This window comes from Kitasatospora sp. NPDC002543 (assembly GCF_053594915.1).
In genome coordinates this window covers 1-21,464 of the sequence record NZ_JBSFWR010000122.1, presented here as the reverse complement: position 1 = coordinate 21,464, position 21,464 = coordinate 1, and the positions used below count along the sequence as shown (strand labels likewise).

The following is a 21,464-nucleotide window of genomic DNA, read 5'->3' as shown; positions in this document are numbered from 1 at the left end:
GGTGGGTGTTGGCGAGGCCCCTGTAGCGGGATCGTCGCAGGCCGGGGCCTCGGACTGCTTGGGAGACGGTGCGGCCGCGCGGCGCCCCGCCTGACCGCGCAGGAGCGCAGAAACGCCGCCGAGCGGGCCGAGCGCCGGGCGGCGACGCTCAAGCGGCTGGAGAAGTCCTCCGGCAAGCTGGCCACCGCCGCGATCTCGCGGATGGACGACCAGCTCGGCTGGTACCGGCGGATGCCGCCGGAGCACCGGTCCTGGATCGGCCTGGTCGCCCAGGCCGGCATCGCCGCCTTCACCGAGTGGTACCGCCACCCGGACGCCGCCCAGGCGATCTCCACCGACGTCTTCGGCACCGCCCCGCGCGAGCTGACCAGGGCGATCACCCTGCGCCAGACCGTCGAGCTGATCCGCACCACGATCGAGGTGATGGAGGAGGCCATCGAGGAGGTGGCCGCCCCCGGCGACGAGGCGGACATGCGCGAGTCGGTGCTGGTCTACGCCCGGGAGATCGCCTTCGCGACCGCCCAGGTGTACGCCCAGGCCGCCGAGGCGCGCGGCGCCTGGGACGCCCGGCTGGAAGCGCTGGTGGTCAACTCGCTGCTGTCCGGCGACGCCGACGAGGGCGTGCTCTCCCGGGCCGCGGCGCTCGGCTGGGGCCAGCCCAGCCAGGTCCGGGTGGTGATGGGCAGTGCCCCGGACGGCGACAGCGAGCTGGTGGTCGAGGCGATCCGCCGGGCCGCCCGGTACGCCAAGCTGAACGTGCTGACCGGGGTGCTGGGCAAGCGCCTGGTGGTCGTGGTGGGCGGCGAGAAGGAGCCGGTGCACGCGGCCCGGGCGCTGATCGGCCAGTTCGCGCCGGGCCCGGTGGTGGTCGGCCCGACCGTTCCCGACCTGCTCTCCGCGACCCGCTCGGCGCACGCCGCCGCGGCCGGTCTGCGCGCCTGCGCGGCCTGGCCGGACGCCCCCCGACCGGTGCTGGCGGACGACCTGCTGCCCGAGCGGGCGCTGGCCGGCGACCAGGCCGCGCGCCGTCAGCTGGTGGAGGAGATCTACACACCGCTGGACGAGGCCGGCTCCGCCCTGCTGGAGACGCTGAGCGTCTACCTGGAGCAGGCCTCCTCGCTGGAGGGCGCCGCCCGGATGCTCTTCGTCCACCCCAACACGGTGCGCTACCGGCTACGACGTGTGACTGATGTCACGGGGTACGCCCCCTCCGACGTACGTTCGGCCTTCACCCTGCGGATCGCGCTGGCCCTCGGCCGGCTGGGCGCCGTCGGGGAGCCCGGCTGAGCCGGAGTGTAGGGACCATACAATCCCGGATGGTTTTCTTCGTTACCGTCGCCTACCCGCCCCTGGGCGCCTGGCGAGAGAGGGTTGAACCGTGCTCGTAATCGTCGCCCCTGGACAGGGTGCCCAGTCCCCCGGCTTCCTCAACTCCTGGTTGGAACTCGACGGCGTCGCCGACCGCCTGCGCGGTTGGTCCGAGGTCGCCGGGCTCGACCTGGTGCACGCCGGCACCGAGGCGTCCGCCGAGGAGATCAAGGACACCGCCGTCGCCCAGCCGCTGCTGGTCGCCGCCGGCCTGGTGACCGCCCGGGCGCTGTTCCCGGACGAGAACGCCGCCCGCGAGCTGGTCGGCGCCGTGGCCGGCCACAGCGTCGGTGAGATCACCGCCGCCGCCGGCGCCGGGGTGCTCACCGCCCACGACGCGCTGGCCTTCGTGCGCGAGCGCGGCCGGGCCATGGCCGAGGCCGCCGCCGTCACCGAGACCGGCATGGTCGCCCTGCTCGGCGGCGAGCCGGAGGAGGTCGCGGCGAAGCTGGCCGAGCACGGCCTGACCGCGGCCAACAACAACGGCGGCGGCCAGATCGTCGCCGCCGGCACGCTGGCCCAGCTGGAGGCGCTGAAGGCGGACCCGCCGGCCCGCGCCAAGCTGGTCGCCCTCAAGGTGGCCGGCGCCTTCCACACCGAGCACATGGCTCCGGGCGTCGAGCGGCTGGCCAAGCTGGCCCCGACCCTGACCGCCGCCGACCCGCAGGTCCGCTACGTCTCCAACAAGGACGGCGCGGTCGTGGACAGCGGCGCCGAGGTCCTCGCCCGCCTGGTGTCGCAGGTCTCCAACCCGGTCCGCTGGGACCTCTGCATGGAGACCATCGGGCAGCTGGGCGCGACGGCCGTGATCGAGCTGTCCCCCGCGGGCACCCTCACCGGGCTGCTCAAGCGCAACCTCAAGGGTGTGGCCACGCTCGCCCTCAAGACCCCCGCCGATCTGGACAAGGCCCGCGAGCTCGTCGCGGAGCACGGCGGTCAGGAGCAGGAGAACCAGGCATGACCAAGCCCCAGATCCGCCCGGTGAGCGGAGCCCAGTACTCGCGCATCCTCGGTGTCGGCGGCTACCGTCCCGTCCGGGTGATCCCCAACTCCGAGGTCCTGGAGTGGATCGACTCCTCGGACGAGTGGATCCGCACCCGCAGCGGGATCGCCGAGCGCCGGTGGGCCGGCCCGGACGAGTCCGTCGCCGAGATGTCGATCCAGGCCGCCGGCAAGGCCATCGCCCAGGCCGGGATCACTGCCGAGCAGATCGGCGGCGTGATCGTCTCGACCGTCTCGCACCTCAAGCAGACCCCGGCGATCGCCACCGAGATCTCCGAGCGGCTCGGCTGCGGCACCGCCCCGGCCTTCGACATCTCGGCCGCCTGTGCCGGCTTCGGCTACGGCCTGGGCCTGGCCGACGGCATGATCCGCGGCGGCAACGCCGAGTACGTGCTGGTCATCGGTGTCGAGCGGCTCAGCGACCTGACCGACCAGTCGGACCGCTCCACCGCCTTCATCTTCGGCGACGGCGCCGGCGCCGCGATCGTCGGCCCGTCCGACACGCCCGGCATCGGCAAGCTGATCTGGGGTTCGGACGGCTCGCAGGCCGACCTGATCACCCAGACCGAGGCCTGGGACACCGCCTTCGCCAAGTCCGACGCCATCAACGGCGCGGGCGAGGAGACCAAGTGGCCGGCCCTGCGGATGGACGGCCAGCCGGTCTTCCGCTGGGCCGTGTGGGAGATGGCCAAGGTGGCCCAGCAGGCGCTGGACGCCGCCGGGATCACCGCCGACCAGCTCGGTGCGTTCATCCCCCACCAGGCCAACATGCGGATCACGGATGCCATGATCAAGGCGCTCAAGCTGCCGGAGTCGGTGCCCGTCGCCCGCGACATCGCGGAGACCGGCAACACCTCCGCGGCGTCCATCCCGCTGGCGATGGAACGCATGCTGGAGAGCGGTGAGGCCCACAGCGGGGACCTCGCCCTGATCATCGGGTTCGGGGCGGGTCTCGTGTACGCCGCGGCAGTCGTTACTCTCCCCTAGGCGCTTTCGCCCAATCCACAAACCTGTGTCCGGCCGAATCCGGCCGGACACGCTCAACACCGAAGAGGAGCAGCCAGTATGGCTACCCAGGAAGAGGTCCTGGACGGTCTCGCCGAGATCGTCAACGAGATCGCGGGCATCCCGGTCGAGGACGTCCAGCTGGACAAGTCCTTCACCGACGACCTGGACGTCGACTCGCTGTCCATGGTCGAGGTCGTCGTGGCCGCCGAGGAGCGCTTCGACGTCAAGATCCCGGACGACGAGGTCAAGAACCTGAAGACCGTCGGCGACGCGGTGAACTACATCCTCAACGCCTGAGCGATCGACTCGTTCGACCCGGTCGGCCCCTCCGGCGTCCCGTACGCCGGCGAGGGCCGACCTGTCGGCCGGGCTCTACGAGCCCCCGGTCGACCCGCCGGCCGGGACACCCCCTCACCGGGGTGCCCGGCCGGGCCCATCCTCGGCACGCCGCCGACCCCCCGCACACGTGAGAGAAGAAGAAACCAGTGACCGCTGAAAACCGCACCGTGGTCGTCACGGGTATCGGCGCCTTCACGCCGCTGGGCGCCGACGCCGCCAGCACCTGGGAGAACCTGGTCGCCGGCAAGTCCGGCGTGGCGGCCCTGACCGAGGAGTGGGCCGAGGACCTGCCCGTCAAGATCGCCGCGAGGACGGCCGTCGAGCCGGGCACGATCCTGCCCCGCCCGCTGGCCCGCAAGCTGGACCGCTCGGCCCAGTTCGCGCTGATCGCCGCCCGCGAGGCCTGGGCCGACGCCGGCTTCGAGACCCCCGCCACCGACGAGTCCTCCAAGCTCGCCCCCGAGCGCCTGGGCACCGTCATCGCCTCCGGCATCGGCGGCGTGACCACCCTCCTCGACCAGTACGACGTGCTGAAGGAGAAGGGCTCCCGCAAGGTCTCCCCGCACACCGTCCCGATGCTGATGCCCAACTCCCCGGCGGCCAACGTCGGCCTGGAGGTCGGTGCCCGCGCGGGTGTGCACACCCCCGTCTCCGCCTGTGCCTCCGGCGCCGAGGCGATCGGCTACGCGATCGAGATGATCCGCACCGGCCGCGCCGACGTCGTGGTGGCCGGCGGCACCGAGGCGGCGATCCACCCGCTGCCGATCGCCGCGTTCGCCAACATGATGGCGATGTCCAAGAACAACGACGAGCCCGAGCGCGCCTCCCGCCCGTACGACAAGGGCCGCGACGGCTTCGTGCTGGGCGAGGGCGCCGGCGTGGTCGTGCTGGAGTCCGTCGAGCACGCCGAGGCGCGCGGCGCCCGCATCTACTGCGAGGCCGTGGGCCAGGGCCTGTCCTCGGACGCCCACCACATCGCCCAGCCCGAGCCGACCGGCGCCGGCGTGGCCCGCGCGCTGGCCGACCTGTTCGAGCGCAACGAGCTGGACAAGGCCGAGATCGTGCACGTCAACGCGCACGCCACCTCGACCCCCCAGGGCGACACCGCCGAGCTGAAGGCGCTGCGCAAGGAGCTGGGCGACGACCTGGACCACATCGCGATCTCGGCCACCAAGTCGATGACCGGCCACCTGCTGGGCGGCGCCGGCGGCATCGAGACCGTCGCCACCGTGCTGGCCCTGCACCACCGGATCGCCCCGCCGACCATCAACGTGGACGAGCTGGACGACGACGTGGACGCCGACATCGTCCGCGGCGAGGCCCGCAAGCTGCCCGAGGGCCGGATCTCCGCGCTGAACAACTCGTTCGGCTTCGGCGGCCACAACGTGGTGCTGGCCTTCCGCACCCGCTGACGCCCGACGCGAAGGGCCGGCACTCTCGTGGAGGGTGCCGGCCCTTCGCCGTGGGTGGCCGTGGCCGTCGGCGCCGTGCGCCGCCGTGGCGGGCGGGCTCAGACCACCTGGTGCAGCCAGCGCACCGGCGCGCCCTCGCCCGCGTACCGGAACGGCTCCAGCTCGTCGTCCCAGGGCTTGCCGAGCAGCCGGGCCAGTTCGGCCTCCAGGTCGGCGCCCTCGTTGCGGGCGCGCAGCAGGACGGCGCGCAACCGGTCCTCCGGGATCAGGATGTCGCCGTGGATGCCGGTGACGGCGTGGAAGATGCCGAGCGAGGGCGTGCTGCTGTACCGCTCCCCCTCCGCCGTGGCGCAGGGCTCGCTGGTCACCTCGTACCGCATCAGCTGCCAGCCGCGCAGCGCGGAGGCGAGCTTCGAGGCCGCACCGGGCTCCCCCTGCCAGGAGAGCTCGGCACGCCAATTCCCGGGTGCGGCCGGCTGGCGGATCCAGTCCAGGCTCACCCGCACACCGAGCACCCCCGCGACGGCCCACTCGACGTGCGGGCACAGCGCGCGGGGCGCGGAGTGGATGTACAGAACTCCACGTGTCGTCACCGGGACCTCCAGGCTGTGGACGAGGGTCGCCTTCCCCAGCTGCCTCGTGCCTGTGGTTGATCCGCAGTTACCCACGTTAGCCGACATTAAGCTACTAATTTGAGCAAAACGGACAGGCTTTCGCTCAATGCTAGTCGAATCCTCAACGAGGTCTACCCCTCGGCCGGATCTCTCCCCCGAACGGCCCCATCGCCGGCGGGACCACCGTACCGCGCGGCGCCACAGGATGGATGACGCACTTTCGGATCCGGCGGGAATGCGGTAGTGCGGCCGGGCGGCCGCTCCGGACGGTGCGCCACCCATGACCGACCGCCCCGCCACCCGGTCGGGGCGGCGGGGCGGTCAGCGATCCTGACGACGCGTCAGTCGCCCAGGCGGACGACCATCTTGCCGGTGTTGACGCCGCGCAGGAGGTCGAGGAAGGCCTCGGCGGCGTTCTCGAAGCCGTCCACCACCGTCTCCTCGGTGCGCAGTTCACCGGACGTCAGCCACCCGGCCACCTCCGCGACGAACTGCGACTGGAGCCCGGCGTGGTCGGTCACCAGCATGCCCTCCAGGCGCAGCCGCTTGCCGATGGCGAGCGCGAGGTTGCGCGGGGCGGCGGGCGCGGTGGTCTCGTTGTACTGGGCGATGGCACCGCAGAGCACCACGCGGCCGTGCACGTTCAGCGCGCCGATCGCGGCCTCCAGGTGGTCGCCGCCGACGTTGTCGAAGTAGAGGTCGATGCCGTCCGGGGCCGCCCCGGCGAGCTGCTCGGCGACCGGGGCGTCCTTGTAGTTGAAGGCCGCGTCGAAGCCGTACTCGTCCACCAGCTTGGCCACCTTCTCCGCCGAGCCGGCCGAACCGACCACCAGCGAGGCGCCCTTGAGCCTGGCGATCTGGCCGACCAGCGAGCCGACCGCGCCGGCCGCGCCCGAGACGAAGACCTTGTCGCCCTCCTTCAGGCCGCCGACGGCGAGCAGGCCGGCGTAGGCGGTCAGGCCCGGCATCCCGAGCACGCCGAGGTAGGCCGGGAGCGGCGCGGCGGCCGGGTCGACCTTGACCGCGCGCTCCGCCTCCACCGTCGCGAACTCGCGCCAGCCCAGCCCGTGCAGCACCGCGTCGCCCGGGGCGAAGCCCTCGGCCCCGGAGGCGACGACATGGCCGACCGCCCCGCCGTCCATGGCCTGGCCCAGCTGGAACGGCGGGACGTACGACTTCACGTCGTTCATCCGGCCGCGCATGTACGGGTCCACCGAGAGGTAGGCGTTGCGGACCAGGATCTCGCCCGGGCCCGGGGTCCGGACCGGGGCCTCGACCAGGGCGAAGTCGGCGGGCACCGGCCAGCCCTGGGGGCGGGCGGCGAGGTGCCATTCACGGGCGGTCGCGGGGGCGGCGGCCTGCTCTGCCATCGGGGGCGCTCCTTGTGGTTCGGGTTCGACGTGTGGTGGGGCTGCGGCTCAAGCACATGAAAGGTTGAGCTACTGAAGTAACGATGGACATGAAAGGTTCATGTTGTCAACTTTTCAGGTAGACTCTTCACCATGGACATTCAGCCGATCGAGGACGCCACGCCGCGGCCCGACGAGATCACCCGCGAGGTCGTCGACCTGATGGCCAACCTGGTCGCGCTGTTCCACCGCGAGTACGAGGAGGCCGCCGCCGCCCGCTCGCTCACCGGCGCCCAGGCCAAGGTGCTCGCCCTGCTGCGGCGCGGACCGATGCCGATGCGGCAGATCGCCCAGACGCTCAGCTGCGAGCCGTCCAACATCACCGGCATCGTCGACCGGCTCGAATCCCGCGGCTTCGTGACCCGCGAGGCCGACCGGCACGACCGCCGGGTCAAGCTGGTCGCCGCCACCGACACCGGCTCGGCCGCCTCCGAGGAGCTCCGCGAGTCGCTGAACTTCGCCCGGGAACCGCTGGCCGCACTCGGTCCGGACGAGCGGACGGCCCTGCGCGACCTGCTCCGGCGGATGCTCGCCGGCGCCTCCGGCCCGGGTGCGTGAGCAGCATCACAGGACCTGGGGGGTGCTCGTAGCCCCCAGGGGGGTAACCGAACCGCCTTCCGGAACGTCTAACGTTCGAACATCGAACGCGAGAGACCTGAAGACGGGGGGCACGGAGTATGAGCAGCAGCACGCGTCGGCGCCGCTACCTGCGGACGGCCATCGGCCTGGCCGCCGTACTGGTGCTGTCGGTCGTGGGCGCCGGAGCCTGGTTCTACCACCGGCTCGACAACAACATCACCACCTTCGACTCGGGCGGTGTCGCCACCGAGCGCCCGCCGGCCCCCGTCCCGGCCAGCCCGGGCGCGTCCGTCCCGGTCAACGTGCTGCTGCTCGGCTCGGACACCCGGGACGAGGGCAACGACTCGCTGGGCGGCGGCGACGAGGGCGTCGGCCACTCGGACACCGCGATCCTGGTGCACGTCTACGCCGACCACAAGCACGCCGTCGGCGTCTCGATCCCCCGCGACACCCTGGTCACCGTCCCGTCCTGCAAGCTGCCGAACGGCAACTGGACGACGCCGAAGACCGACCAGATGTTCAACTCCGCCTTCACCGTGGGCCTGGCCGAGAAGGGCAACCCGGCCTGCACCCAGAACACCGTGGAGAAGCTCACCGGGCTGCGGATCGACCACACGGTCGTGGTCGACTTCAAGGGCGCGGCCGCGATGTCCGACGCCGTCGGCGGCGTGGAGGCCTGCGTCCCCAATGACGTCAACCAGTACGGCATACACCTGAAGAAGGGCCTCCAGAAGCTCTCCGGGCAGTCCGCGGTGGACTACCTCCGGGCCCGCCACGGCATCGGCGACAACTCCGACATAGGCCGGATGAAGCGCCAGCAGGCCTTCCTCTCGTCGATGATCAAGAAGGTGCAGGGCCAGGGCTTCTCACTGCCCACCCTGCTGCCGCTGGCCGACGCGGCCACCAAGTCCCTCACCGTGGACGAGGGGCTGGGCACCGCGATGAAGCTGGTGGACTTCGCCCGCTCGATCCAGGACATCAAGCTCTCCGACGTCGTCTTCGTCACCGCCCCCTGGCGCTTCGCTGGCGACCGGGTGCGGCTGGTCCAGCCGGACGCCGACACCCTCTGGAAGCTGCTGCGCGAGGACCGCACCCTGGACGGGCAGAGCACCTCCGGGACGGGCCAGGTGACCTCCTCCCCCAGCGCCGACCCGGGCGCCCCGGGCGCACCCGGCACCCCGCTCACCCCGGAGCAGAGCGCGGCACCGATCACCGTGGTCAACGGCGTCGGCACGCCCGGCCTGGCCGGCTCCGGCGCGGAGACGCTCAAGGCGCGCGGCTTCCGGAACATCACCCTGGGCCACAACGCCCCCGGGCAGCAGACCACCCAGGTCTCCTACGACCCGGCGCTCAAGGCCACCGCCGACCGGGTCGTGGCGCTCTTCCCCGGCGCCAAGGCGGTCGAGGAGCCGGGCTCGGGGGCGATCGCCGTCACCCTCGGCGCCGACTACCGCTCGGCGGGCACCCGGATCGACTCGGTGGCCGCCCCCAGCCCGGAGCCCGGCGCGGCGGCCGTTCCCGGTACCGGCACCACGGCGGGCGCCACCCCGAGCGTCCCGAACGCCCCTGGCACCCCGGGAGCCGCTCCCGGCGGCGTCCCGAGCGGCATCCCCACCGGCATAGCGGAGAACACCCGCAACGCCGACACCGACCCGTGCGCCAACCTGACCTTCGGCTGACCGCCTCCTCCCGGCCCCGGCCGGCGTCCCCGAGCCGGCCCGGAGCCGGGGCGTGCCGTACGGCTCCCTCCCGGGGCCGCGCGGCACGCCCTACTCCGGATCCGGGAGCCCGGTGACGACGGCGGTGAGGCGGGTGCCCCGGGGGAAGGCGCCCGCCGCCGCCAGATCGGCCAGCGCCGCGAGCAGCTTGGCGACGTAGCGGCGCTCCAGCGGGACGCCGTGGCTGCGCTCGAACCGCGCCGCGAAGCCGGCCAGCTCGGCCGGGACCCTGCCGTAGCCGCCGCCGTGGTGCCCGTGGTCGATCCGCCAGTTGCCGAACTCGCGCCCGTAGGCCGCCAGGTGCAGCCGGGCGACCTCCGTCTCCAGATAGCCCTCACCGCCGCGCAGCACGGCCACCCCGAGCGCCCGCGCGCCCGCCGGCAGACCGGCCGCGATGCCGGCCAGGGTCCCACCGGTGCCGACCGGGCAGCAGACCACGTCCCGCTCGCCGAGACCGGGCAGTTCGGCCGGGATCGCGGCCGCGCCGACGGCGGCCAGGGCGTTGGAACCGCCCTCCGGGAGCACCAGGCAGGGGCCCCAGCGGCGGAGCAGGGCGCCCTCGGGGAAGGCACCCGCCGACCGGCCGGTGGCCTCCCGGTACTCGGCCCGGGTCAGGAACTCCAGCCGCATCCCGGCCGCCTCCGCGGCCCGCAGCGACCAGTTGCGCGGCCGGTCGGCCAGTTCCTCGCCGCGGACCAGCCCGACGCTCTCCAGCCCGAGTGCCCCGGCGGCGGCCGCGACGGCCCGCAGGTGCGTCGAGTACGCGCCGCCGAAGGTCAGCAGCCGGGTGTGGCCCTGCTCCACGGCGGCGGCCAGATTGGGCGCCAGCTTGCGCCACTTGTTGCCCGGGACGGTCGGGTGCAGCAGGTCGTCCCGCTTCAGCCGCAGCTCCACCCCGGCCCGGGCGAAGACCTCGTCGGCGCAGTCCACCAGCGGGGTCGGCAGCAGGGCGGGTTCGAGCATCCGGCCAGCTTAGGGCGTGTCCTGCGGGCCGCGCCCCATGGCGTGCGGCCCCGGACGGACGGGAGCCCGGCCGCCGTACCGGCGACCGGGCTCCGCGTCTCCCCCGTCCGGCCGTCTCCCCGTGGGACGGCCCGTCAGCCCAGGGCCGCGAGCTCCGCCGAGTGGCCCGACATCCGCCAGGCCAGCGCCGTGCCGAGCGCGCGCGGGACCGGGCCGGCCGCGGGGGCCAGCTTCGCGATCCGGCCGCGGTGCTCACGGCGCTGCCCGGCGCTCAGGACCGTACGGAGCCTTCCCGCCGCGACCAGGGCGGTCAGCGCGGCGTCGGCCGGGTCGACCCGGCTGAGCGGCGCCTTCAGCGATCCGGCGACGGAGGCCGCCAGCGCCTCGCGGACCGCCGGCTCCGTCAGGGTGACCAGGGTCACCGGGAGCACCCCCGCCACCCGGTGCGATCGGAGGACGACCCGGCCGGAGTCCGCCAGGCCGTCCCGGACCTGGCGGATCGGCTGCTCCCGGCCGGCGCTCCTGGCGCGGCCGACCCACGAGCTCCAGCTGTGCGGGCGGGCTTCCCGGATCTGGCCCAACAGGCGGGCGCTGTAGGGGTCGAGGCCGGCCTCGGCGGCGGCGCCGCGGACCCGGACGGCGGCCTTGCGGCCCTCCTCGTACAGCAGGCCGCGGCGCAGCAGCTCGGTCAGCGCCGCCGCCTGGAGCAGCAGGTTGAGCGAGGAGTGCTGGGTGGTGCGTGCGCGCCGCGGGTCGTAGGCGAGCAGGTAGAGCTTCTCGGGCAGGTTGACGGGCAGGTCCATCTCGGTCTCCGAAGGTTCTCCGAGCCCGGGCCCGCGGTCAGTCCGCGTCGGGACCGCCGTTCTCCGGGCTCTCGTCGGTCGGGCTCTCCTTGGGCGGGCGTCCGCGCCGGGGAAGCCGGGTCGCTCCGCTGGGCATCCGGCCCGCGTCGGTGAGGGCGCGGCGGAGCAGGAACTCGATCTGGGCGTTGGTGCTGCGCAGTTCGTCCCCTGCCCACCTGGCCAGCGCGTCGTGAACTGAAGGGTCCAGTCGCAACAGGATCTTCTTCCGTTCCGTCGCCAAGGACTCGCCTTACTGGTAGAGGGAGCCCGTGTTCACGACGGGCTGGGTGCCGCGGTCGCCGCAGAGCACCACCAGGAGGTTGCTCACCATGGCGGCCTTGCGCTCCTCGTCCAGATCCACGACATCGCGTTCGGCGAGCCGGTCCAGCGCTTCCTCGACCATACCGACGGCGCCCTCGACGATCAGCCTGCGCGCCGCCACCACGGCCCCGGCCTGCTGGCGCTGGAGCATCACCTGGGCGACCTCCGGAGCGTACGCGAGCCTGGTGATCCGGGACTCGATGACCCGCACCCCGGCCGAGGCGACCCGGGCGGCGATCTCCGCGGAGAGCTTGCGGGCGATCTCGTCGGCGCCGTCGCGCAGCGACAACTGGCCCTCGTGGTGGGCGTCGTACGGGTAGCTGGTGGCGATGTGCCGGACGGCCGTCTCGGTCTGGATGGCGACGAAGTCGGCGTAGTCGTCCACCTCGAACATCGCCATCGCGGTGTCCTCGACCTGCCAGACCACCACGGCGGCCATCTCGATCGGGTTGCCGTCCGCGTCGTTGACCTTGGTGGTCTCGGTCTCGTGGTTGCGGATCCGGGTGGAGATCCGGCGGCGGTTGGTGAACGGGTTCAGCCAGGTCAGGCCCTCGGCGCGGACGGTGCCGCGGTAGCGCCCGAGCAGTTGGACCACCCGGGCCTGGCCGGGCGAGACCACCGTCAGCCCGCACATCAGCAGCAGCGAGCCGACCAGCAGCAGCGGCCCGGCGACGATCAGGGCTATGCCCAACCCGTTGGTCCTCACGGACAGTTGGGCCGCGCCGACGACGAACGAGCCGATGCCGGCGAGCAGGCCGAGCAGCGTGCCGCCGAGGACCGGCAGGCCGGCCGCGCCGGTGACGGCACGCTCGGTGATCTTGGGGACCGGGAGGTCCAGGACAGGGCCGTCCTCGACGGCGGAACGCGGTGTGGTCATGGGAATGACTCCCCCCAGTGCGATGTTCGCTGCGCGGATGTCCGCTTCAGCTGTCAAAGTGATATCACTTTTTTGCCGCACCGCGCCAGGCTCGGGCGGGGACGGACCGGGGCGGAGGGTAAGCCACACGCCGGACGGACGCCCGTCCCGCCGCCGCGCCACGACCGGTTCCACTCATCCGTCCACCGCCGGCCGCCGCGCGCCACCGCGGGGCCGGCGCCCCGACCGGCGGTCCGGCCGTCACTCCAGGCCGGCGCGGGGGCGGACGGGACGGGCGCCTCCCGGCGGGCCGCGGCCGAGGAGGCTCCGCCCGGCGGCCGCGCCCCGCCCCACCGGCACCACGGGGCCCGCCCGGCACGCAACGCCCGACCGGATGTGTCCGATAACCGGTCGGTGCGCGACGGGCGCGATTGACCGCGCCCACCGGCCGCCCAGATGCTGGTCGAGCACGATTCAACCGGGAATTCCCTTGTCAGTGCGTTCCCGATTCACCATTCGATTCGATTTCTCCGAGGAGAACCCGTGATCTCGAAGACGAAGAAGATCGTGAGTTCCGTGACCGCCGCGTTCGCCGCGGCGGCCGTCCTGACCGTGGCCGTCCCGTCCGGCAACGCCTTCGCCATCGACCACGTCGAGTGCCGAGGCGGCGAGAACTTCCTGAAGATCTGGTCGCACAGCGACGGCCGCCAGAGCGTGGACTGCTACGCGAACGCCGGCCGGACCTCCTTCGGCAACTGGTGGGTCGACCGGATCTCCACCGGGAACAACGACCTGATCTACTACGACGCCAACGGGGACTCGGTCAGGATCCCGCGCTGGACCGACATCACGTACCCGAACCGCCCGCCGTTGGTCAAGGACATCGAAATCCTCTGACACGCCGTCGGAGACGTCCGTGACGTGAATTCGGCGGGACGGGCCCCGGCGGAGCTCCACCCGCCCGGGGCCCGTCCCGGCCGGCCGCGAGCGCGGGTGCGGGGCGGCCGGGACCGCCGTAGCGTGGGGCTTGGCGGCCGATCCCTGAAAGGGGGTGCGCCATGGCCAAGGCCCAGATGCGCATCCAGCCGAACTACGCCGGCCATGTGATCTACCCCGGCCAAACCCTCTTCTACGTCCCGGAGTTCCACAACGACGGACCGGGAACGGCGGACAGCGTCACCTTGGAGAACAAGGTATCGGCCGGACTGACCATCACGGAGGTCTACGGCGGGCCGTGCGGCAGGAACGATTCCGGCGAGGTCGCGTGCGGCTGGGGAAAAACGGGGAAGGAGGAATTCGGCTGGACGAAGATCTCGGTCAGATTGGATCCCGGCCATCCGGTCGACACGACGGTCTCCAGCACCCTGAAGCTCGTCTCCCGGGTGGGCGGAAAAGTGTCCAGCACGGCGACGCACACCTACACCTGGGCCGTACGGGCGGCGCCCGTCTATCACCAGACCGAGAAGTCCGCCTATCCGCAGCCGCGGTCACTGGACATATCCGCCCTGCCCTCGGCCGAGTCCGAACGCGGGCGGCTGGCACAGCGGTCCCTGTGGGCGGATTTCCAGCCGACCGGCTTCTACCTGAATCCGCACGAGGACCTCACGGTCACCGTTTCCGGGCTTTCCGGAACAACCGTCGAACCGGAAATCGTCATCGGGACGCCGGACTTGATCAACCCCGACAAGGACTACGACGACGACGTCACGCCCGGCCCCTTCCGGCAGAAACTGACCGAGGGAGCCAACCGGGTCTCGAACCTCTACGGGGGAATCCTGTACGTCCGCTACGCGGCGGATCCGGGCCAGGAGGCTCCCGCGATCACGGTGACGCTGGGCGAAGGGGCCGAGCCGTTCCCCTTCTACCGGCAGGGGATCACCACGGCCGCGCAGTGGCGGCACATGCTCGACGTGTCGAAGGTGCCGGTGGCCGAGCACTCCGGCGACCGCGTCATCCTCACCGGGCTCGTCTCCCACGCCGCGCGGTACGCCGACCGGGACCAGGAGGCGCTGCTGACGGGGTACCAGGACATCGTCGACGCCCAGGACGCGATCAGCGGCCTGGGCGCGGGAGCCCTTCCGGACCGGCCCAGCCCGCTGCGGCCGATGGTCGTGATCACCCGCACGGAGACCGATCCGAACTCCAAGGACTACCGGGCGGCCATTCCGGCCGGGGACGCGGCGAACGTCTACGCGCCGGAGAGGCAGTGCCAGGCGTGGGGCGAGTGGCACGAGCTCGGACACCAGCGGCAGCAGACCGACCACTGGAGCTGGGGGGCCATGACGGAGACCACCGTCAACGTCTACACCCTCGCGGCACGTCGGCTCTTCCCCTCCGGGCTGCCGCAGAAGCACGGCACCCCCGCCGAGTGGGACGACGCCAAGAAGTACCTCGCGGGCACGGGGAAGACGTTCGAGGACGCCGACGAGTTCGTGCGGCTCGCCATGTTCGAGCAGCTGCGGGTCGTCTTCGGCGACGGCTTCTACCACCGCCTCCACCGGATGGCGAGGAGGCGGGAGCGGATCAAGGGCGACGCGGAGAAGAAGAGGTACTTCATGATCTCCGCCTGCGTCGCCTCCGGCACGGATCTCGGCGACTACTTCACGCGGTGGGGCCTGCGGCCGGACACCGCGACGAAAGACGGCATCGCCGCACTCGAACTGCCCGGGCCCGCCACGGATCCGACGGCGACACCGGTCTTCGGCGGATCCTGAGCCGGCGGCCGTCTCCGGCGGATCCCGACACCGGCGACCGGTCCCCAACCGGGGTGAACTCCGGCGCGCCACAGCCGGTCCGGCGGGCGGGTGCCCTACAGTCTCGGTGGCGGGGCGGACGTCCTCCCCCGCTCAGGGGCGTACGCCCGCCGGCCCGAGGTCGGCCTTGAGGGTGGGGCGGGTGGGACTCGAACCCACGACCAAGGGATTATGAGTCCCCTGCTCTAACCGGCTGAGCTACCGCCCCGGTTCGCCGCGCGCACCGGTCGTCGGCACACGGCAGCAGCAGACGGCCCCAGCGAGGCCGTCCCGGGCAGCATAGCCGGTCGATCACCCGTGGTGCGCGCCGGGGGCGCAGGAGGGTGCGCGACGGCGGGCGGCTCCCGGGCGGCGCAGCCCGGTTGGCGTCGGGGCGCCCGACCGGGGCAGCCTGGACGGATGACGACACGTGGGACGGGGGCGGTGGCCGCGGCGCTCGTCCTGGCGCTGGCCGCGGCGGGCTGCACCACCGCGGCGGGACCGGGCGGCGGCGGCACCCCGACCGTCACCTCGGCACCGCCCACCGCCGCCCCCTCCGACAGCCACGGCTGGAGCCGGCAGCGGCTCAAGGGCGCGGCCGGCCGGCACACCGGGGTCACCCGCACCGCCAAGCCCACCGTGCTCAACGGCCTGGTCGGCGCGGTGTTCACCCGCAACGCCGACGGCGACCACTTCTGCACCGCCAGCGTGGTCGACAGCGCCGGCCTCAACCTCATCGTCACGGCCGCCCACTGCGTCTGGGATCCCCGGCTCGGCCGCCGCGGCGACCTGGTCTTCGTCCCCGGCTACCGCGACGGGGACACCCCCAGCGGCGTCTGGCCGCTGCTGGCCGTCACCGTGGACGACGGCTGGAACGACCACGCCGACCCGGACGCGGACGTCGCCTTCGCGATCGTCCAGGCCCAGGGCGGGCGGCAGGTCCAGCAGGTGCTCGGTGCCAACCGACTCGGCGTCAACCGCGGCTACCGGCTCCCGGTGAAGATCACCGGCTACCCGAGCAGCAGCGGCGTCCCGATCACCTGCTCCAACACGACCGTCCAGCAGAGCCCCACCCAGCTGCGGATCGACTGCCCCGACTACACCGGCGGCACCAGCGGCAGCCCCTGGGTCACCGCGTTCGACCCGGCCACCAGGACCGGCACCGTGGTCGGCGTGATCGGCGGCTACCAGGAGGGCGGCGACAGCCCGGACACCTCGTACAGCAGCTACTTCGGCGACCGCGTCCAGGCGCTGTACGACCGCGCCACCGGCTGACCGGGCGGCGGGCGGGGCCCGGCGGTGGCGCCGCCGGGCACGGCCTGGTAGATCTTCCTCACGAACGGCGGAACGCACGGCCCCGGTGCCCGCCCCGAGGAACGAGACGGAGCCCCGATGGCCTCCCGCCCGGCACGGCCCGCGCGTACGGCACGAACGGCCGCGCTGGCCGCCCTGCTGCTGGCCACCGGCACCGCGTGCGGCGGCCAGGACGGGGCACCCAGCGCCGAGGTCGCGCAGCAGAGCCCCGCCCGGGACCGGGTGGGCACCCTCTCCCTCCACACCGCGCAGGGGCCGCGGGCCTGCACCGCGAGCGTGGTGCACAGCCCCCGGCGCAATCTGCTGGTCACCGCGGCGCACTGCGTGCAGACCCGCCGGATCGGCCTGCTGGACGGCCTGGTGTTCACCCCCGGCTACCGCAACGGTTCCACGCCGTACGGGACTTGGCCGGTGCAGGCGATCACCGTCGACCCGCACTGGGCGGCCGGCGACGATCCCGAGTACGACGTGGCGTTCGTCACCGTGGGCACGGTCGACGGCCGGCAGGTGGAGGACGCGGTCGGCGGCAACCCGGTCGACACCGGCCAGGGCTTCGGCCTGTCCGTCTCCGTCACCGGCTACCCGAACGAGAGCGACGAGCCGATCACCTGCGCGGTCCGGACCAGCTCGCAGAGCGCCACCCAGGAGCGCTTCGACTGCGGCGGCTACACCGACGGCACCAGCGGCAGCCCGTGGGTCACCGCGAACGGCGCCGTCGTCGGCGTGATCGGCGGCTACCAGGAGGGCGGGAGCACCCCCGGCACCTCGTACAGCGTCACCTTCGACCAGCGGGTCGCCGAGCTCTACCGGAGGGCGACCGCCTGACCGGGCAGCCCGGCCCGCGGGCGGTGTCGCGCACGTCACGTCGCGGAGCCTGGCGGGGGCAACACGAAGGCCCCCCGGTCGACCGAGGGGCCTTCGCTCTGAGCAGTCACCGGGCGGACCCGGTGCAGCTCCCGCAATTGGACTCGAACCAATAACCTGCCGATTAACAGTCGGCTGCTCTGCCAATTGAGCTATGCGGGATCGCGGTACCCAACTGCCGTACCACGGACGGGAACCAGGACCCCGGAGGGACCCGCTCCCGAGCTCCCCCAATTGGACTCGAACCAATAACCTGCCGATTAACAGTCGGCTGCTCTGCCAATTGAGCTATGGGGGATCGGCCACCGCCTCGGCCCCGGTCTCCCGGGCTCCTCGGCGCTCGCTGCGGGACATACATTAGCGCACTCGGGGGGGTGGTCCGCCAATCGCTTTCCCGGCTTGCCACCGGGCTGCCGCTCCGGCGTGCCCCGCGCGCGCCCGGCGGCGGGGCCGGGGATGCTGGGGCGCGGACGGTTCGCCGTCCCGACGGACGGGTAGGGCAATGCGGCAGAAGCCGCCAGGAGAGGGTGGATCCGACCATGTGGAAGCTGTCGTTGGCCGCGGGCTTCGCGGCCGGCTACGTCCTGGGCTCGCGAGCCGGGCGCCAGCGCTACGAACAGATCGCCAAGGTCACCCGGCAGATCGCCCGGAACCCCACGGTGCAGGGTGCGACCGACCGGGCCCGGCAGCAGGCCGGGGCGGTGGCCGGGAAGGCGGCCGGCGCGGTCGCCGACCGGGTCGGCGACCGGCTGCCGAGCGCCGTCACGGACCGGGTGCCGTACTTCAACCGCTCCCGGGCGGAGGACGACGGCTGGGGCACCTTCCGCCCCTGAGCCCGGTACGCGCCCGGGCCGTACGTCCCGCGACGCACGGCCCGGGCACGTACCCACCCCCCGTGACGGGACGGTGACACCGGGGCCAAGCGCGGCCCAACCCGGCGTCGCGAAGCCGCAACGGCCCGCCCGGCCCGCACGCGTCCGGGGCCGGGCTGAGGCATGATCTCGGCATGGCCATCGTCGCGGGGATAGACAGCTCGACCAACCGCACCAGGATCGTCGCGTGCGACGCCGACACCGGTGCCGTCCTGCGCTCCGGCAAGGCGCCGCACCCCGTCCCCGAGGACCAGGACCTGCGCCCGGGCGAGACCGATCCCCAGGTCTGGCTGCACTCGCTCGGCGACGCCGCGACCGGCGGCCTGCTGGAGGGCGTCCGGGCGATCGGGGTCAGCGCCCAGCAGCACGGGATGATCGGCCTGGACGCGGGCGGGGTGCTGGTCCGCCCGGCGATCCTCTGGAACGACCCCCGCTCCAGCGGCGCCGCCGCCAAGCTGCTGGACGCCCTCGGCGGCGCCGCCGCCTGGACCGCCGCGATCGGCGCCGTGCCCGCCCCCACGTACACCATCGCCAAGCTGCGCTGGCTGGCCGAGTTCGAGCCGGCCAACGCCCGCCGGGTCGCCGAGGTGCTGCTGCCGCACGACTGGCTGGTCTGGCAGCTGCTCGGCCACCCCAAGCGCCGCACCACCGACCGCGGCGACGCCTCCGGCACCGGCTACTGGTCGCCGATCACCGGCGAGTACCGGCAGGACCTGGTCGAGCTGGCGCTCGGCCACGAGCTCCGGCTGCCCGACGTGCTGCCCCCCGCCGAGCCCGCCGGGCACACCCCCGAGGGCCTGCTGATCTCGGCCGGCACCGGGGACAACATGGCCGCCGCCCTGGGTCTGGGGCTCGGCCCGGGCGACGCGGTGGTCTCGCTGGGCAGCGCCGGGACGATCTTCGCGGTGCACGGGGAGGCCGTGGTGGACGCGTCCGGCCTGGTCTCCTCCTTCGCCGACGCCAGCGGCCGGCACCTGCCGATGGTCGCCACCCTCAACGCCGCCCAGGTGCTGCGCTCCACCGCCGCCATGCTCGGCCTGGACCTGGAGGGCCTGAGCGACCTCGCCCTGCACTCCTCCCCCGGCGCCTACGGCCTGGTGCTGCTGCCCTACCTGGACGGCGAGCGCACCCCCGCCCTGCCGCACGCGGCCGGCACCCTGACGGGCCTGCGGGCCGAGGCCATGACCCCTCAGCACCTGGCCCGGGCCGCCGTCGAGGGCATGCTCTGCAACATCGCCGACGCCCTCGACGTGCTGCGCGCCCAGGGCGTCGCGGTGAAGCGGGTGTTCCTGCTCGGCACGGCCGGGCGGCTGCCCGCCGTCCGGCACATCGCCCCGATGCTGTTCGGCGTCCCGGTCGTGGTGCCGCCGCCCGGCGCGCACGCCGCCCGCGGGGCCGCCCGGCAGGCCGCCTGGGCGCTGGCCGGCACCCCGGAGCCGCCCGAGTGGGAGCTGCCGGACGCCGAGACCGTCGAGCCCGACGGGGAGCAGGACCTGGCGATCGGCTCGGCGGTGCGTCAGCAGTACCGGGCCGCCCGCGACCAGGTCCACCCGGAGGCCGCGGCCTGACCCCGCCGGGGACTCCGGGCGTGCGGATGCGTCACCCCTCGCCCGGTGGCAGCGTGGGACGGGACACGGCCACCGACGCGAAGGGCGGCAGGACGCCATGGCGCTGCACAAGGGGGCCGGCGGCGACCGCCGGCTGAGCATCGGCCCGTACCCGACCATCGCCGACCCGCTGGGCTCGATGAAGCTCGCCCCGCCGCTGCACCGGCTCGGCGAGGGCCCCGTCGCCGCCGACACCGCGTACCAGCTGATCCACGACGAGCTGATGCTGGACGGCAACGCGAAGCTCAACCTGGCGACCTTCGTCACCACCTCGATGGAGGCCCAGGCCACCCGGCTGATGACCGAGTGCCTCGACAAGAACATGATCGACAAGGACGAGTACCCGCAGACCGCCGAACTGGAGCGGCGCTGCGTGGCGATCCTCGCCGACCTCTGGCACGCCCCCGACCCGGACGCCGCGGTCGGCTGCTCCACCACCGGCTCCAGCGAGGCCTGCATGCTGGCCGGCATGGCGCTCAAGCGCCGCTGGACGCGCCGCAACGCCGACCGCTACGCCGCCGGGGCCCGGCCCAACGTGGTGATGGGCGTCAACGTCCAGGTGTGCTGGGAGAAGTTCTGCAACTTCTGGGAGGTCGAGGCGCGCACCGCGCCGATGGAGGGCAGCCGCTTCCACCTGGACGCCGAGCGGGCGGTCGCCCTGTGCGACGAGAACACCATCGGAGTGGTCGGCGTGCTCGGCTCCACCTTCGACGGCTCGTACGAGCCGGTCGCCGAGATCTGCGCGGCCCTGGACGCGCTCCAGGAGCGCACCGGCACCGACGTCCCCGTGCACGTGGACGGTGCCTCCGGCGGCATGGTGGCGCCCTTCCTCGACCCGGAACTGGTCTGGGACTTCCGGCTGCCCCGGGTGGCCTCCATCAACACCTCCGGCCACAAGTACGGCCTGGTGTACCCGGGCGTGGGCTGGGCGCTCTGGCGCGACAAGGAGGCGCTGCCGGAGGAACTGGTCTTCCGGGTCAACTACCTGGGCGGCGAGATGCCGACCTTCGCCCTCAACTTCTCCCGGCCCGGCGCCGAGGTGGTGGCCCAGTACTACGTCTTCCTGCGGCTCGGCCGGGAGGGCTTCCGGGCCGTCCAGGGCGCCTGCCGCGAGGTCTCCGGCTACCTGGCCGGGCAGATCGGGAAACTGGACGGCTTCCGGCTGCTGACCCGGGGCGACCAGCTCCCGGTGTTCGCCTTCACCACCGAGGGGGACGTCCCGTTCGACGTCTTCGACGTGTCGCGGCGGCTGCGCGAACGCGGCTGGCAGGTGCCCGCGTACACCTTCCCGGCGAACCGGGAGGACCTGTCGGTGCTCCGGGTGGTCTGCCGCAACGGCTTCTCCCGGGACCTCGCCGACCTGCTGCTGGGCGACCTCGACCGGCTGCTGCCGGAGCTGCGGCGCCAACCCGTCCCGCTCCGCGAGCTCGGGGTGCCGGCCCGGCCCGGCTTCCACCACTGAACGGCCGCCACCGGGCGTTCGCACGCCACCGACCGTTCGGGCGCCCCTGCCCGTTCGGGCGCCGCCGACCGTTCGGGCGCCCCGGGAAGACCTCACGGTGGGGAGGGCGCAGCGAAGCCAGGTCGCCGAACCAGAGCCGCTCGCGGTAGTCGGCCTCGAAGTGCACCCGGGGGATCCGTCCG

General features: G+C 73.2%; 20 protein-coding genes and 3 tRNA genes. 14 read left to right on the top strand and 9 right to left on the bottom strand.

Annotation, left to right across the window (positions count from 1 at the left end; all coding sequences use genetic code 11):
* The first annotated feature begins 90 nt into the window (after window positions 1–90).
* From ACWD4P_RS33475 to fabF, 5 genes are all read left to right on the top strand, one after another.
* Window positions 91–1,287 (top strand): PucR family transcriptional regulator, encoded by a 1,197-nt coding sequence (locus tag ACWD4P_RS33475; RefSeq protein WP_359828961.1) that lies wholly within the window; start codon window positions 91–93, stop codon window positions 1,285–1,287.
* A gap of 91 nt (window positions 1,288–1,378) precedes the next feature.
* Entirely contained in the window at window positions 1,379–2,329 is a 951-nt protein-coding gene (locus tag ACWD4P_RS33470) for an ACP S-malonyltransferase (protein ID WP_359828960.1), read from the top strand.
* Entirely contained in the window at window positions 2,326–3,357 is a 1,032-nt protein-coding gene (locus tag ACWD4P_RS33465; protein WP_359828959.1) for a beta-ketoacyl-ACP synthase III, read from the top strand. Before ACWD4P_RS33470 ends, ACWD4P_RS33465 begins: the two co-directional genes overlap by 4 nt.
* Window positions 3,358–3,435: 78 nt before the next feature.
* The gene (locus ACWD4P_RS33460) at window positions 3,436–3,675 is read left to right on the top strand and encodes an acyl carrier protein (RefSeq protein ID WP_359828958.1); all 240 of its coding nucleotides are present in this window, start codon (window positions 3,436–3,438) and stop codon (window positions 3,673–3,675) included.
* A gap of 188 nt (window positions 3,676–3,863) precedes the next feature.
* Window positions 3,864–5,129 carry a beta-ketoacyl-ACP synthase II gene (gene fabF, locus ACWD4P_RS33455; protein ID WP_359828957.1) on the top strand — a complete coding sequence of 422 codons (1,266 nt, stop codon included), beginning with the start codon at window positions 3,864–3,866 and terminating at the stop codon, window positions 5,127–5,129.
* A 98-nt stretch (window positions 5,130–5,227) separates the two neighbouring features.
* Here fabF and ACWD4P_RS33450 read toward each other — a convergent pair whose 3' ends face one another.
* Together ACWD4P_RS33450 and ACWD4P_RS33445 are read right to left on the bottom strand one after the other, a co-directional pair.
* Window positions 5,228–5,722 (bottom strand): DUF3145 domain-containing protein, encoded by a 495-nt coding sequence (locus tag ACWD4P_RS33450; RefSeq protein WP_449782226.1) that lies wholly within the window; start codon window positions 5,720–5,722, stop codon window positions 5,228–5,230.
* A 362-nt stretch (window positions 5,723–6,084) separates the two neighbouring features.
* Window positions 6,085–7,113, bottom strand: a complete 1,029-nt coding sequence (locus tag ACWD4P_RS33445) for an NADP-dependent oxidoreductase (protein WP_449782225.1) — start codon at window positions 7,111–7,113, stop codon at window positions 6,085–6,087.
* A gap of 132 nt (window positions 7,114–7,245) precedes the next feature.
* On the opposite strand from ACWD4P_RS33445, the gene ACWD4P_RS33440 reads away from it, so the two are divergent.
* Both ACWD4P_RS33440 and ACWD4P_RS33435 read left to right on the top strand, forming a co-directional pair.
* A complete protein-coding gene (locus ACWD4P_RS33440; protein ID WP_359828954.1) occupies window positions 7,246–7,710 on the top strand; it encodes a MarR family winged helix-turn-helix transcriptional regulator in 465 nt (154 codons plus the stop codon).
* 119 nt (window positions 7,711–7,829) lie between these two features.
* Window positions 7,830–9,410: an LCP family glycopolymer transferase gene (locus ACWD4P_RS33435; RefSeq protein ID WP_449782224.1), complete on the top strand. Its 1,581-nt coding sequence runs from the start codon at window positions 7,830–7,832 to the stop codon at window positions 9,408–9,410.
* A 90-nt stretch (window positions 9,411–9,500) separates the two neighbouring features.
* On the opposite strand, the gene ACWD4P_RS33430 is transcribed toward ACWD4P_RS33435, so the two are convergent.
* From ACWD4P_RS33430 to ACWD4P_RS33415, 4 genes are all read right to left on the bottom strand, one after another.
* Window positions 9,501–10,412 (bottom strand): 1-aminocyclopropane-1-carboxylate deaminase/D-cysteine desulfhydrase, encoded by a 912-nt coding sequence (locus ACWD4P_RS33430; protein WP_449782223.1) that lies wholly within the window; start codon window positions 10,410–10,412, stop codon window positions 9,501–9,503.
* 134 nt (window positions 10,413–10,546) lie between these two features.
* Entirely contained in the window at window positions 10,547–11,215 is a 669-nt protein-coding gene (locus ACWD4P_RS33425; RefSeq protein ID WP_449782222.1) for a GPP34 family phosphoprotein, read from the bottom strand.
* Window positions 11,216–11,252: 37 nt separating this feature from the next.
* Window positions 11,253–11,495: a hypothetical protein gene (locus ACWD4P_RS33420; RefSeq protein ID WP_359828950.1), complete on the bottom strand. Its 243-nt coding sequence runs from the start codon at window positions 11,493–11,495 to the stop codon at window positions 11,253–11,255.
* Window positions 11,496–11,504: 9 nt separating this feature from the next.
* Window positions 11,505–12,452: an SPFH domain-containing protein gene (locus ACWD4P_RS33415; RefSeq protein WP_449782221.1), complete on the bottom strand. Its 948-nt coding sequence runs from the start codon at window positions 12,450–12,452 to the stop codon at window positions 11,505–11,507.
* Window positions 12,453–12,974: 522 nt separating this feature from the next.
* Here ACWD4P_RS33415 and ACWD4P_RS33410 point away from each other — a divergent pair.
* Window positions 12,975–13,328: a beta/gamma crystallin domain-containing protein gene (locus tag ACWD4P_RS33410; RefSeq protein WP_359816876.1), complete on the top strand. Its 354-nt coding sequence runs from the start codon at window positions 12,975–12,977 to the stop codon at window positions 13,326–13,328.
* Between the two features lie 161 nt (window positions 13,329–13,489).
* Window positions 13,490–15,145 (top strand): M60 family metallopeptidase, encoded by a 1,656-nt coding sequence (locus tag ACWD4P_RS33405; RefSeq protein ID WP_449782220.1) that lies wholly within the window; start codon window positions 13,490–13,492, stop codon window positions 15,143–15,145.
* Window positions 15,146–15,318: 173 nt separating this feature from the next.
* On the opposite strand, the gene ACWD4P_RS33400 is transcribed toward ACWD4P_RS33405, so the two are convergent.
* Window positions 15,319–15,392 (bottom strand) — tRNA-Ile (locus ACWD4P_RS33400).
* Between the two features lie 191 nt (window positions 15,393–15,583).
* Here ACWD4P_RS33400 and ACWD4P_RS33395 point away from each other — a divergent pair.
* Together ACWD4P_RS33395 and ACWD4P_RS33390 are read left to right on the top strand one after the other, a co-directional pair.
* Window positions 15,584–16,438: a trypsin-like serine peptidase gene (locus tag ACWD4P_RS33395; RefSeq protein WP_449782219.1), complete on the top strand. Its 855-nt coding sequence runs from the start codon at window positions 15,584–15,586 to the stop codon at window positions 16,436–16,438.
* 117 nt (window positions 16,439–16,555) lie between these two features.
* The gene (locus tag ACWD4P_RS33390) at window positions 16,556–17,302 is read left to right on the top strand and encodes a trypsin-like serine peptidase (protein WP_359822869.1); all 747 of its coding nucleotides are present in this window, start codon (window positions 16,556–16,558) and stop codon (window positions 17,300–17,302) included.
* Between the two features lie 128 nt (window positions 17,303–17,430).
* Here the strand turns inward: ACWD4P_RS33390 and ACWD4P_RS33385 are convergent.
* Together ACWD4P_RS33385 and ACWD4P_RS33380 are read right to left on the bottom strand one after the other, a co-directional pair.
* A tRNA-Asn gene (locus ACWD4P_RS33385) sits at window positions 17,431–17,503 on the bottom strand.
* A gap of 63 nt (window positions 17,504–17,566) precedes the next feature.
* Window positions 17,567–17,639 (bottom strand) — tRNA-Asn (locus ACWD4P_RS33380).
* A 241-nt stretch (window positions 17,640–17,880) separates the two neighbouring features.
* Between ACWD4P_RS33380 and ACWD4P_RS33375 the strand changes: the two genes are divergently transcribed.
* The 3 genes from ACWD4P_RS33375 to ACWD4P_RS33365 all read left to right on the top strand — a co-directional run bounded on the left by ACWD4P_RS33375 (window position 17,881) and on the right by ACWD4P_RS33365 (window position 21,282).
* Window positions 17,881–18,174 carry a hypothetical protein gene (locus tag ACWD4P_RS33375; protein WP_449782227.1) on the top strand — a complete coding sequence of 98 codons (294 nt, stop codon included), beginning with the start codon at window positions 17,881–17,883 and terminating at the stop codon, window positions 18,172–18,174.
* 173 nt (window positions 18,175–18,347) lie between these two features.
* The gene (locus ACWD4P_RS33370) at window positions 18,348–19,781 is read left to right on the top strand and encodes an FGGY family carbohydrate kinase (protein WP_359822873.1); all 1,434 of its coding nucleotides are present in this window, start codon (window positions 18,348–18,350) and stop codon (window positions 19,779–19,781) included.
* A 97-nt stretch (window positions 19,782–19,878) separates the two neighbouring features.
* On the top strand, window positions 19,879–21,282 hold the full coding sequence (locus ACWD4P_RS33365; RefSeq protein ID WP_449782218.1) for a glutamate decarboxylase: 1,404 nt from the start codon (window positions 19,879–19,881) through the stop codon (window positions 21,280–21,282).
* Window positions 21,283–21,464: the final 182 nt, after the last annotated feature.